9 protein-coding genes are annotated in these 13,012 nt (G+C 58.4%); 8 read left to right on the plus strand and 1 reads right to left on the minus strand.

Annotated elements, in window-relative coordinates; genetic code table 11:
* The first annotated feature begins 29 nt into the window (after positions 1 to 29).
* The 6 genes from GS614_RS10880 to paaZ all read left to right on the plus strand — a co-directional run bounded on the left by GS614_RS10880 (position 30) and on the right by paaZ (position 8,403).
* Positions 30 to 2,063 (plus strand): FAD-dependent oxidoreductase, encoded by a 2,034-nt coding sequence (locus GS614_RS10880; RefSeq protein ID WP_171726264.1) that lies wholly within the window; start codon positions 30 to 32, stop codon positions 2,061 to 2,063.
* A 70-nt stretch (positions 2,064 to 2,133) separates the two neighbouring features.
* Positions 2,134 to 3,153, plus strand: coding sequence for a TRAP transporter substrate-binding protein (locus GS614_RS10885; protein ID WP_171726265.1), 1,020 nt, complete (start codon positions 2,134 to 2,136; stop codon positions 3,151 to 3,153).
* Positions 3,154 to 3,210: 57 nt separating this feature from the next.
* Entirely contained in the window at positions 3,211 to 3,714 is a 504-nt protein-coding gene (locus GS614_RS10890) for a TRAP transporter small permease (protein ID WP_152460571.1), read from the plus strand.
* Positions 3,714 to 5,066, plus strand: a complete 1,353-nt coding sequence (locus GS614_RS10895; protein WP_171118134.1) for a TRAP transporter large permease — start codon at positions 3,714 to 3,716, stop codon at positions 5,064 to 5,066. The genes GS614_RS10890 and GS614_RS10895 overlap by 1 nt, the downstream gene beginning before the upstream one ends.
* On the plus strand, positions 5,066 to 6,253 hold the full coding sequence (locus tag GS614_RS10900) for a cytochrome P450 (protein ID WP_171614653.1): 1,188 nt from the start codon (positions 5,066 to 5,068) through the stop codon (positions 6,251 to 6,253). The genes GS614_RS10895 and GS614_RS10900 overlap by 1 nt, the downstream gene beginning before the upstream one ends.
* A 119-nt stretch (positions 6,254 to 6,372) precedes the next feature.
* Positions 6,373 to 8,403 carry a phenylacetic acid degradation bifunctional protein PaaZ gene (paaZ, locus tag GS614_RS10905; protein ID WP_171726266.1) on the plus strand — a complete coding sequence of 677 codons (2,031 nt, stop codon included), beginning with the start codon at positions 6,373 to 6,375 and terminating at the stop codon, positions 8,401 to 8,403.
* Positions 8,404 to 8,730: 327 nt separating this feature from the next.
* On the opposite strand, the gene GS614_RS10910 is transcribed toward paaZ, so the two are convergent.
* Positions 8,731 to 9,183 carry an Lrp/AsnC family transcriptional regulator gene (locus tag GS614_RS10910; protein ID WP_171118128.1) on the minus strand — a complete coding sequence of 151 codons (453 nt, stop codon included), beginning with the start codon at positions 9,181 to 9,183 and terminating at the stop codon, positions 8,731 to 8,733.
* 115 nt (positions 9,184 to 9,298) lie between these two features.
* Here GS614_RS10910 and GS614_RS10915 point away from each other — a divergent pair, with 115 nt between their 5' ends.
* Positions 9,299 to 10,498: a methionine gamma-lyase gene (locus tag GS614_RS10915; RefSeq protein WP_171726267.1), complete on the plus strand. Its 1,200-nt coding sequence runs from the start codon at positions 9,299 to 9,301 to the stop codon at positions 10,496 to 10,498.
* A gap of 14 nt (positions 10,499 to 10,512) precedes the next feature.
* Positions 10,513 to 12,894 (plus strand): 1-deoxy-D-xylulose-5-phosphate synthase N-terminal domain-containing protein, encoded by a 2,382-nt coding sequence (locus GS614_RS10920; protein ID WP_171726268.1) that lies wholly within the window; start codon positions 10,513 to 10,515, stop codon positions 12,892 to 12,894.
* The last annotated feature ends 118 nt before the right edge of the window (positions 12,895 to 13,012 follow it).

The following is a 13,012-nucleotide window of genomic DNA, read 5'->3' on the forward strand; positions in this document are numbered from 1 at the left end:
CGAATCTGAACCGATCAAAGGGATTGCAAATGTCGCAGTCGTCGCTGGTGAGCGTTGAATTTGAGGGCAACGTGGCGTGGGTCACCATTGACAACCCGCCAGTAAACGCGACGTCGACAGGTGTTCGGCAAGGGCTGTCTGACGCGGTTGATGCGGTCAAGGGCGCGCGTGTGGCGGTGCTGTGTTGCGCCGGAAAAACTTTTGTCGCAGGCGGCGACATGTCCGAATTCGATGCGCCGCCGGTCGAGCCGCACTTGCCCGACGTTGTTCAGAAAATCGAAGACAGCGAGGTTCCGTTCATTGCCTGCATGCATGGCAACGTGCTGGGTGGCGGGTTCGAAATCGCTATGGCCTGTGCATGGCGGATCGCGGCGCCGGGAACGGGATTTGGCCTGCCGGAAGTCAATGTGGGTTTGATCCCCGGGGCAGGGGGCACACAACGATTGCCGCGTCTGGTCGGGATGCAGGCTGCAATTGACGTGGCCTGTTCGGGCAAAATTCTCAAGGCAGAGACACTGGCCGAGCTTGGCGGCGTCGACCGCGTCGCCGAAGACCCCAAGGCTGCTGCTCTGGAATTGGTTGCCGACCTGCCCGAACGCCCAATACCTGTCAGCCAGCGTGCTGTGGCGGAATTTGCGCCGGATCTGTTGGAGGCGAGCCGCGAGGCTTTGAAAAAACGCGCCAAGGGTCAGAAATCGCCATTGGAAAACCTGACGGCGCTTGGTTGGTCGGTTGAGCCATTTGCCACCGCACAACCGAAAGAGCGCGCGCGCCATCTGGAGTTGCGCCAAAGCCCGGAAAGCCGCGCTTTGCGCTACGCGTTTTTTGCTGAACGGGCCGTGTCCAAACCTTCTTTGATCAAAGGTGTGGCCGCCCGTGACATAACACGGATCGCCGTTGTCGGAGGTGGGTTGATGGGGGCAGGGATCGCAACTGCGGCCCTGAACGGCGGGCTGTCCGTGACGTTGATCGAGCGAGACGCCGACGCCGCGGCCGCAGCGCGCAATCGGGTCGAGGGTCTGCTGCAAGGCGCGGTCAAGAGAGGCAAGATGTCCGAGGCGCAGCTTCGGGATCGCCTTGCTGCGTTTCGTGCGGTGAACAGTTATGCAGACGCTGCGGATGCCGAACTGGCGATCGAGGCCGTCTTTGAAGACCTGTCCGTCAAGCAGCAGGTATTTGACGAGCTGGCCAGACATATGAGCAGCGATGCGATTTTGGCAACGAACACATCCTACCTGGACCCGCGCGAGATTTTCGCGGGCGTCGGCAATCAGGCCCGATGCATCGGGCTGCATTTCTTCAGCCCGGCCCATGTCATGAAATTGCTCGAGGTCGTGGTAGCTCCGCAAACGTCTGCTGAAGTTGTCGCAACCGCGGTCGCGCTTGGTAAAAAGCTTCGCAAGGTTTCGGTGCTGTCGGGTATCTGCGATGGGTTCATTGGCAACCGCATGTTGGCCGCCTATCGGCGCGCGGCCGATTATCTGCTGGCAGATGGGGCGCTTCCCTATCAGGTGGACCGTGCAATGCGGGCGTTCGGGATGCCCATGGGGCCGTACGAGCTTCAGGATCTGACCGGTCTTCAAATCGCCTGGGCGAACCGCAAACGCAATGCCGCCAACCGCGACCCGAACGAACGTTATGTCACCATCGCGGACCAGCTTTGTCAGCACGAGCGTTTCGGCCAGCGTGTCGGCAAAGGGTGGTACCGTTACGAAGAGGGCAGTCGCGATCCGGTTCGGGATCCCGAAGTTGAGGCATTGATCGAAGCTTATTCCGACCAGCAGGGCATCACCCGCAGGGATTTTTCGGACGAGGAAATCTGTTCTCGGTTGCTGGCGGTCTTGGCCAACGAGGGCGCTTTGATCATTGAAGAGGGGATCGCGGAAAACGCCGAAGCTGTCGATATGGTTCAAATCCATGGATACGGCTTTCCCCGCTGGAGAGGAGGACCGATGAACTATTGCAACGAAATCGGCATCAGCCGGTGCGCCGCAAATATGCTAACCGTAGCGAAAGAAAGCCCCGGTTCGTGGCGCCTCGCGGGCCAATTGGAAAACAATTAACATGTTGATGGTTACAAAAGTGACCATTAACGCATTCTCGAGTCATGTTTCACAGGGAGGAGACAAAACCATGAAGTTCACCAAGTTGAGCACTCTTTTGGCCTCGGCCGCACTGGCCGTTTCGGGCACAGTGGCGCTGGCGGCGGATTATACGCTGACGATTTCCAGCTGGGCACCGCCGACCCACGGCATCAACGCGAAGATGTGGCCGAAATTCGTGGAAATGGTCGAAGAAGCCACCGACGGCAAAGTCACTGCTGAACTGAAGCTGGGAATTGCCCCGCCGCCGGCGCAGATGGATCTTATCATGGATGGCGCGGCGGATGCGTCGATCATCTTCCACGGATACCAGCCCGGTCGTTTCGTCACCACCAAGATGATTGAGCTGCCCGGATATGAGGGCTCGGCCGAAGCGGCCTCGGTCGCGTATTGGCGTACATACGACAAATATCTCAAGGCAGCGGACGAACATCGCGGTGTGAAAGTGATCGCCCTGCACACCCATGGCCCGGCACAGCTTCATTCCAGCAGCCCGGTGAACAAGCTCGACGAGGTATCGGGCCTCAAAGTCCGTATCCCGGGTGGTGTCGGCGGAGATGTAGGCACCGCGCTGGGCGCAACCGGAATCCAGGTTCCCGCGCCGAAAGTATACGAGACACTCGCGTCGAAAGCTGCTGATGGCGTGGTCATGCCATTTGAATCCCGCAAGGGTTTCAAACTGACGGAAGTGGCGCAAAACGTATATGAAGTTCCGGGTGGCCTGTATCGCGGGTCATTTGCGTTCATCATGAACGAAGACACTTTTGCGGATCTTCCCGCCGATGTGCAGGCCGCTTTGGAAGAAAAGGTCTTCGGCGAACCGCTGAGCCGCGAAATCGGTAAAATCTGGGATGAGATCGACGCGATCGGCCGTGAGGCGACCGAGCAGACCGAGGGCAACGCGATCAATGCAGCCTCTGCCGAAGATCTGGAAAAGTTCAATGCGATTGCTGCCGATGTGCGCGCCAAGGTCATCGAAGAGGTCAATGGCACGGGCGTCGATGCGCAAGCCGCTTATGACATGATCGTTAACGAAATGGCTGCCCAGTAACGCAGCCCGGCTGGCGGGGTTGAACCGCCAGCCATCTACACCCGTTGGGGGCCAATCATGCAATCTATCGTGACCTTCGCGCGTCGCGTCAGTATCATTCCGACGGTGCTGGCCTGTGTGGCGCTGTTCATCCTGATGGTGATGACCTTTTTTGACGTCATCCTGCGCTCAGTCTTCAATGCTCCGATCGAGGCGGCAACCGAACTGACGCGGATTCTGATGGCGATCCTTGTGTTCTCGGTTCTGCCGATGATTTCGGCCGGGAAAGGGCAAATCGCCGTTGATCTGACCGATGGAATTTTTTCCCGCCTGCGGCTGAGCAGGGCGCGCGATGCAATTGTCTATCTGGTGTCCGGCATCATGCTGATCTGGCCGATTCAGCGCGTTTGGGTTCTGGCTGAACGTGCAAGGGATTACGGGGATGTCACCGAATACCTGTCGATCCCTGTCTTCTATGTCGGCTGGTTCATCGCCGCCTTCACCGCAATAACGGCCGTTGCGATGGTCATCACCGGTCTTTTGCACATTTTTGCCCCCCAAACCTTGTCGGAGCACGCCTGATGACTGCCGCACTGATCGGTTTCGCCCTTGTCTTGGTTCTTGTGTTGGTACGTTTGCCCATCGTGTTTGCGATGGGCCTCGTGGGGACGCTTGGGTTCGCATATGAACGCGGTGGCAGCATTCTGTCCGAGCGCGGGCTGAAGGCCGCCATGTCGATGGTGGGTCGCCAGATTACGGACACGGCACAGGACTATGGCCTTTCGGTCGTTCCACTGTTCATCCTCATGGGCCTGTTCGTGAACAAGGGCGGGCTCGCGCGCGAGTTATACGCGGTTTCAAACGCCTTCCTGGGCCACTTCCGAGGTGGTATCGCCATGGCGACGGTTGCCGCGTGCGGCGGCTTTTCGGCCATTTGCGGTTCCTCGCTGGCAACGGCTGCGACCATGTCCAAAGTCGCGATGCCCGAGATGCGCCGGTACCGCTACTCGGATGAGCTGTCGACCGCGTCGATTGCAGCGGGGGGCACGCTGGGTATCCTGATCCCACCGTCGGTCATTTTGGTGATCTACGGCCTGCTGACCGAAACATCGATCGGCAAACTCTTCGTTGCGGGCATCATCCCCGGTGTACTTGGCATCCTCTTCTATCTGTTCGCGGTGCGCTGGACCGTTTGGCGCAGGCCCGAGGCCGGCCCCGCCGGTGAACGCCACGGCTGGGGCGAACGCCTGTCGGCCCTGCGCTCGGTCTGGGCGGTGTTGCTTTTGTTCTTCCTGGTGATCGGCGGCTTGTACGGAGCGTTCGATTTCTATCCTCTGAACCTGACCTTCAGCCCGACCGAAGCCGCCGGTATGGGCGCCATGGGGGCATTCCTGATCGCATTGTCGCGCGGCGGGCTGACCCTTGGGTCGACCTTTGAAGTGCTGAAGGAAACCAGTTTCACCGCCGCGGCGCTGTTCTCGGTTCTGATCGGCGCGCAGATCTTTTCGAACTTCATCAACCTGGCCGGTCTGCCCGAAGCGTTGATCGCCTTGGTCACCGCATATGAGGTGGAGCCCTTCGTCGTGATCCTGATGATCCTCGGGATCTACATCATTCTGGGATGCGTCTTTGAATCGCTGTCGATGCTGTTGCTGACGGTTCCGATCTTTTTCCCACTGGTCACGTCATTGGGATATGATCCGATCTGGTTCGGCATCGTTGTCGTCGTCGTGACCGAGATCAGTTTGATCACGCCGCCCGTGGGTCTGAACGTGTTCATTCTGAAAGGCGTGGTCGGGGACGTATCGACCGGAACAATCTTCAAGGGGGTCACACCGTTCTGGGTGGCAGACATCTTCCGTCTGGCTCTAATCGTTCTGGTGCCTTGGCTGGTTCTGGTCCTTCCCGAACAAATGGGAGCGATGGGTCACTGATGTTCTCTTTGACTGCGCTTCCGGACGGGTTTCATACGGATCCCTATCCAACCTACGCCGCGTTGCGCGAAGACACGCCCGTCTGCTGGCAGCCCGATGGTTCGGTGGTCCTGTCGCGGTATGACGACCTGGATCTGGTGTACCGGGATACCGAGCGTTTCATATCGGATAAAAAGGCGGTTTTCGGCCCCAAATACGGTATCGACAGCCCGCTGTACGAACACCATACCACCAGCCTTGTGTTCAATGATCCGCCTCTGCATACCCGCGTCCGCAAGGTCATGGTCGGTGCGATGAACCCACGGGCGCTGGCGCAGATGGAACCGGGCCTGATTCAACTTGTCGATGGGCTGCTGGACGAGATGCAGGCCAAGGGCTCGGTAGAGTTGATCGAGGATTTCGCCGGTGCCATCCCGATCGAGATCATCGGCAACCTGCTTGGCATTCCCAGATCGGAACGTGGCCCTTTGCGGGATTGGTCTTTGGCTATTCTGGGCGCTTTGGAACCTCAATTGACGCCCGAGCAGGAAGAGTGGGGCAACCGGTCGGTATATGATTTCAAGGACTATCTTCGGCATGTCATAGAAGATCGCCGGGCCAATCCCGGAGATCCTGCGACGGATGTCCTGACACGTTTGATGCAGGATGACACCGATGGTGGCTTGACCGAGGTCGAGCTGTACCAGAACTGCATCTTCATTCTGAATGCAGGGCACGAGACCACCACCAACCTGATCGGCAACGCATTGGAACTGTTGGAACGGCACCGCGACAAACGGGCCGAGCTTCTGGCCAATCCGGATCTGATCAACACGGCAGTGGACGAGTTTCTGCGGCTGGAAAGCCCAAATCAGTTTGGCAATCGTCTGACCACCGAAGATGTAATGTTCCACGGTCAGACCATTCCGGCAGGTACGGACATTCACCTGTGTATCGGCGCGGCCAATCGCGATCCGCGGCAGTTTGCACAACCTGATGAGGTTGTATTGGATCGACGTCCCAACAAGCATCACGCGTTTGCCGGAGGTCCCCATACCTGCGTCGGCCTGACCCTGGCGCGTATGGAGGGTCGCGTGGCCGTCGGACGGTTTCTTGCGCGATTCCCGACCTATCGCATCACTGACGGCGCCGAACGGGGCGGGCGCATCCGGTTTCGGGGTTTCGCGCGACTGCCAGCTCAAGTCTGAGATGTTCGGTTTGGGTTGCCAATTCGCCAATTTATTGACCGACCGATCGGTTTATATTATGATTTCGTGAGACGGGCATATGGCCGCGCGAAGTTCACACAACAAATGAGGAGACGCTCATGACAATCCAACAGATTTCCAGCTTCGCGGCCGGTGAATGGGTTTCGCCCGGTGCGGGTGCCCGCAACATAAAAAGCGCGGTCACCGGCGAGGTGATCGCCACGGCCGGCAACAGCGCGTTGGATGTGCAGGGGATGCTGGACTATGCGCGCAATGTCGGCGGGCCGGCGCTGCGGCAGATGACGTTCCACCAGCGGGCCAAGATGCTCAAGGCGTTGTCCATTCATTTGGGTCAGCACAAGCAGGCAATGTATGACTTGTCTTTCAGCACAGGTGCGACCCAGTCCGACCACTTGATCGACATAGACGGTGGTATCGGCACGATGTTTGTCTTCGCTTCGAAAGGTCGACGCGAGATGCCGGATGGACATGTCTATCTGGACGGTGAGGTCGAGCAGTTGTCGCGCAACGGCACCTTTCTGGGGCAGCATATCTGCACCCCGTTGCATGGGGTGGCGGTTCACATCAACGCGTTCAACTTTCCTGTCTGGGGGATGCTGGAAAAGCTGGCTCCAACCCTTCTGGCAGGCGTTCCGGCCATCGTAAAGCCAGCAACGAACTCGTGCTACGTCACCGAACTATGCGTCCGGCTGATGTTGGACTCCGGCATTTTGCCTGCTGGCGCGTTGCAGCTGGTTTCGGGTGGTCTGGGCGATATGCTGGACCGTCTGACCATGCAGGACGTGGTCAGTTTCACCGGATCTGCGGAAACGGCGTCGAAACTGCGTTCCAACCCGGTGATTCTGGAGAATTCTGTTCGTTTCGTGGCCGAGCAGGACAGTCTGAACTGCTCCATCCTGGGCCCTGATGCCGAGCCTGGAACGCCGGAATTCGATCTTTTCGTCAAAGAAGTCCAGCGCGAGATGACCACGAAGGCCGGGCAGAAATGTACGGCGATCCGCCGGATCATTGCCCCAGAGCCTCAGGTGCAGGCGGTGATCGAAGCCCTGTCCGCGCGGTTGGCAAAAACGGTTATCGGCGACCCAAGGCTGGAAACCACACGCATGGGCGCGCTGGTCTCGAACGGTCAGAAACGCGATGTTCTGGAAAAGGCGGCAATCATTGGGCAGGAAGCCGAGCGCGTTTTCGGCAACCCTGACGATTTTCAGGTTGATGGGGCGGATGCCGAGAAAGGCTCGTTCCTGCCGCCGATGTTGTACCACTGTGCCAATCCGGATGCGGCCCGACGCGTCCATGACACCGAGGCTTTTGGCCCGGTCAGCACGGTGATGGGGTATCGCGATCTTGACCATGCGATCGAACTGGCAAATCGCGGGCAGGGGTCGCTGGTGGCATCGGTCATAACCCGTGACGCGGATGTGGCACGGCACGTTGCCCTGGGGGCCGGGGCCTATCACGGGCGGCTGTATTTCAACAATCGCGACTCGATGAAGGAATCTACCGGCCACGGCTCTCCTCTGCCGCATATGGTTCACGGCGGACCTGGACGCGCTGGCGGCGGCGAGGAGATGGGCGGTGTGCGTGGCGTGAAGCATTACATGCAGAGGACAGCCATTCAGGGATCGCCTGATCTGCTGACCGCGATCGGGAACAAATGGGTTCCCGGCGCGACCGAGGTCGAAGGGCCAGCCCATCCGTTCACGCGCCGGTTTCACGAGTTGGCGATTGGCGAGACCCTCCACACGGCGCCCCGTACAATCACGATGGAAGACATCGAACACTTTGCCAATTTCACCGGCGATACGTTCTATGCGCATATGGATCAGGCTGCGGCCGAACGGAACCCGTTCTTCCCGGGCCGTGTGGCCCATGGGTATCTGCTTTTGTCATTTGCAGCCGGATTGTTTGTTGAACCGAACGAAGGACCAGTTCTGGCAAACACCGGTCTTGACGGGTTGCGATTCATGAAGCCCGTCGAGGCGGGTGATACCATCAAGGTGCGGTTGACGGTCAAGGCCAAGACCAAACGGAACGAGGATTACGGCGAAGTCCGCTGGCATGTCACCCTGACCCAGCAGGATGATGAAATGGTTGCGGAATATGAGCTTTTGACGATGGTCGCATACTAGGCCCGGAACCCATTGAACTTGGCAGGTCAGCGTGTTCACGGTTCGAAAAAAACGAGCGGTGAACATGTCTGATCTTCGGGATACGTGCCAGAAACCAGGGTCGCAAACAGTGCTGGTTGCCTGCAAAGCACGCCAAGCGGCGCAATCGCGCCTAGATCATGTTCGACAGGATCAACGGCTGGTGGCGCGTCGCAACCCTGTGCGACCGAGGCTCAAAGGTCTTCTCGTCCGCGTCGCCATCGACATCTATTGGCTGTGACTCCTCATCCCAGCGCCCGTTGAACATGCACCTCAACCTGAGTTTGCAGATTGGCCGGGCGCGTTCCATCAGGGTGGAAAAACGGCGGTCTTCTTTACCGTTCCATAAACAAAGCTGGTGTCGATCGAAGCAATCCCACCGATTGGGTGAATTCTGTTTCGAATGAATTCTTCATATGCCTCGAGATCCGATACCAACACCCGCAACTGATAGTCCATCGCCCCGGTTAGCACGTGGCATTCAAGAACTTCGTCGATCATCCGAACGCGTTTTTCGAAATTCTGAACGTCCGTTTCATTGTGCCGCTCCAATCGGATCCGCACAAAAACAGTAATGCCTATGCCGTATGCGGCGGCGTCCACATCCGCGCTGTAACCCTTGATGATTCCGCGAGCTTCGAGGTTCTTGACCCGGCGCAGACACGGCGACGGAGACAGGTTCACCTCGTCGGCAAGGTCCTGGTTCGTCATGCGCCCGTCCTTTTGCAGCGCCCGAATGATCTGTCTGTCTTTTTCGTCCATTTCAACCTTATACTTGGCAGAATCTGCCAATATGGATCGCATTATTGGTACTATTTGCAAGCAAAAGCCCAAAGTAAAGGTGCAAACTGGCGCCAGCTTGAAACAGGAGCTTGCAATGACTCGTTCAACCGGATTTGCCACCCGCGCCATTCACCACGCTTACAAACCTTTGGAAAATGAAGGCGCCCTTACCCCACCGCTGCATTTGACGTCCACGTTTACCTTTGAAACCGCAGAGGCTGGTGGAGAGATGTTCGCCGGTGAACGCGCAGGTCATATCTACAGCCGTATTTCGAACCCCACATGTGACCTTCTGGAACAACGCATTGCCGTGCTTGAAGGGGCCGAGGCCGGACTGGCCCTTTCCAGCGGCATGGGGGCGATCACGGCAGTGCTTTGGACCCTGCTGTCGCCGGGGGACGAAGTCATCGTGGACAAAACGCTCTATGGCTGCACCTTCGCCTTCATGCGCCACGGACTGGCAAAATGGGGGGTCACAATCGCCCATGTCGACATGACAGACCCAGAGAACCTGAAAGCCGCCGTTTCCGACAAAACCCGCGTTGTCTATTTCGAAACTCCGGCCAATCCGAACATGCGCTTGGTGGACATCGCCGCCAGCGCCGAAATTGCGCATTCGGTCGGAGCAACGGTTGTCGTCGACAACACCTATGCCAGCCCCTATCTGACCCGCCCGATCGAGCACGGGGCGGATATCGTTCTGCATTCTGCCACCAAATATCTCGGCGGTCATGGCGACGTGGTCGCTGGTCTGGTTGTCGGCACCGCCGAACAGATCGCCGAAATCCGCCTGGTCGGAATGAAGGATATGACCGGTGCGGTCATGGCCCCTTTCAACGCGATGCTGATCCTGCGTGGCCTGAAAACACTGAACCTGCGTCTGGATCGTCATTGCGCGTCAGCCAGGGTCGTCGCTGATTTCCTCGAGGCCCATCCCGCTGTCGGCGAGGTTTACTTCCCCGGGCTGAAAAGCTTTGCCCAGCATGATGTCGCGCAGCGGCAAATGTCCCAACCCGGCGCCATGATCGCGTTCGAGATCAAGTCCGGCCTGTCCGGTGGGATCGAATTCATGAATCGTCTGAACATGATCCAGCGCGCGGTGTCCTTGGGCGATGCCGAAACGCTGATCCAGCACCCTGCATCCATGACTCATTCGACCTATACCCCGGAAGAACGGGCCGAGCATTGGATCGGCGATGGTTTGATCCGTTTGTCCGTCGGGCTTGAGGATGTCGAAGATATCCTCGCAGACCTGGAGCAAGCTTTGCCGTATCCTGCCCGCAGCGCCGCCTGAACCCGGAGACCGCCATGCACATTGATCCCACCCAGTTGAAGATCGTTGAACAACGTCTGTTATGGTTGTCGCATTGGATGATCCACCATGCCAACCACATCCGGCCAAAGGTGGATGGGATCAAGGTTGGTGGCCATCAGGCGTCGTCTGCTTCGATGGTGTCGATCATGACCGCGCTCTATTTTTCGGCCCTGCGCCCTGAAGACCGGGTGGCTGTCAAACCCCATGCCTCGCCGGTTTTCCATGCGATGCAGTATCTCATGGGCAATCAAACGCGCGAGAAGATGGAAAATTTCCGTGGTTTTGGCGGTGTGCAAAGCTATCCCAGCCGGACCAAGGATATCGACGACGTTGATTTTTCCACCGGGTCTGTGGGGCTGGGTGTCGCGATCACCTCGTTTGCTTCGATCATTCAGGATTACATCAAGGCCAAAAGCTGGGGCTCGGATGCTCCGATGGGGCGGATGGTGGCCCTTGTAGGCGACGCCGAACTGGACGAAGGCAATGTGTACGAGGCATTGCAGGAAGGCTGGAAGAACGACCTGCGCAATACGTGGTGGATCATTGACTACAACCGGCAATCCCTGGATGGCATCGTCCGCGAAGGGCTATTCGAACGGATTGAAAAGATCTTCGATGCGTTCGGTTGGGATGTCGTGCGCGTGAAATATGGGGTTCTGCAACGCGCGGCCTTTGAAGAACCGGGTGGCGATCGCCTGCGCGACTGGATCGATGCGTGCCCCAATCAGGATTATTCGGCTTTGACCTTCATGGGGGGCGCAGTCTGGCGGCAGCGCCTGATGGACGATCTGGGGGATCAGGGGGATGTGACCGCTCTGATTGAACGGTGGACGGACGCAGAGCTGGCGGCGCTGATGGAAAACCTTGGCGGCAATTGCGTCGAGACCATGGCCCGGACATTTGCCGCCATCGATCATGATCGCCCGACCTGTTTCCTGGCCTACACCGTCAAAGGGTGGGGCACCCCCATCGCAGGTCACAAGGACAATCACGGCGGGCTGATGAACAACAGCCAGTTCGCCGCGTGGCAGTCGCATATGGGCGTGCCAGACGGCGAGGAATGGGAGCCGCTTGCGACAGTACAGGACCCCGCCGCATTCAAGGATTTTCTGGCCAGGGCACCGTTCTTTGCCAAGGGTCCGCGCCGCTATTTCGATGACAAGCTGGACGTGCCAAGGATCGAGGTCGACACCAGCCGTGAAATCTCGACCCAGATGGCGTTTGGCAAGATCCTTGACGATCTGTCAAAAGGTGATGGCCCGTTGACCGAACGCATCGTGACAACCTCTCCGGATGTCACCGGCACGACGAACCTGGGGCCTTGGGTGAACAGGCGCAAGCTGTTTGCCCGATCCACGCAAGCCGATGCCTTCATAGAACATCGGATCCCTTCGACGGCGAAATGGGAATTCACGCCGGAAGGGCAGCATATCGAGCTTGGGATCGCCGAAATGAACCTGATGCTGCTTCTGGGAGCGGCGGGTCTGTCGCATTCCCTGTTTGGCAAACGTTTGATCCCGATCGGCACCGTCTATGACCCCTTTGTCAGTCGCGGCCTCGATGCGCTGAACTATGCCTGCTATCAGGATGCACGCTTTATTCTCGTTGGTACGCCGTCGGGCGTGACACTGGCACCTGAAGGCGGAGCGCATCAATCCGTCGGCACACCGCTGATCGGGATGAGCCAGGACGGGCTGGCTGCATTTGAACCCGCCTTTGCTGATGAACTGGCGGTGATCATGGAATGGGCCTTCGACTATCTGCAACGCGACGGTGAAGGACAACCGGACGAGCGCACATGGCTGCGCGATGAAACCGGCGGTTCCGTCTATTTGCGTCTGACGACCAACCCGATTGAGCAGCCCGGCAAACGCGTGGATGACGAGTTTCGGCAGGGTGCCATTGACGGGGCCTATTGGTTGCGAAAACCGGGGCCCAATTGCGAAGTTGTAATCGCCTATCAAGGTGCTGTCGCGCCCGAGGCAATCAAGGCCGCCGGTATCATCGGCGAGGGTCGCCGCGATGTCGGCGTTTTGGCCGTGACGTCCGCGGATCGGCTGAATGCCGGTTGGACGGCTGCACAACGCGCGCGGTCGCGCGGCAACCCCGCCGCACTATCCCACATCGAAACCCTGATGTCTGGTCTGCCAGCGCACTGCAATCTGGTCACCGTGATTGACGGGCATCCTGCAACATTGTCGTGGCTGGGCGCTGTGCGCGGTCATCAGACCATTCCGATGGGGGTCGAACATTTTGGCCAGACAGGAACGATCGGTGATCTCTATCGCCACCACTGTATTGATGCCGATGCCATCATCGAAAAAGTGAATGGCTTGACCCGTGGCAGAGTACTTCATCGGGCAACAGGGGCTTGAGATTGGGCCAACAAGATCAGGAACGATACCGCTCGGGCACTTGTTTGACCCATGTCGCATCGACGACGGCCATGTCATCGAAATGATCGGCACGGTTATGCGTGCCCGGTTCATGTTT

The organism is Ruegeria sp. HKCCD6604 (assembly GCF_013110635.1).
GTDB lineage: Bacteria > Pseudomonadota > Alphaproteobacteria > Rhodobacterales > Rhodobacteraceae > Ruegeria.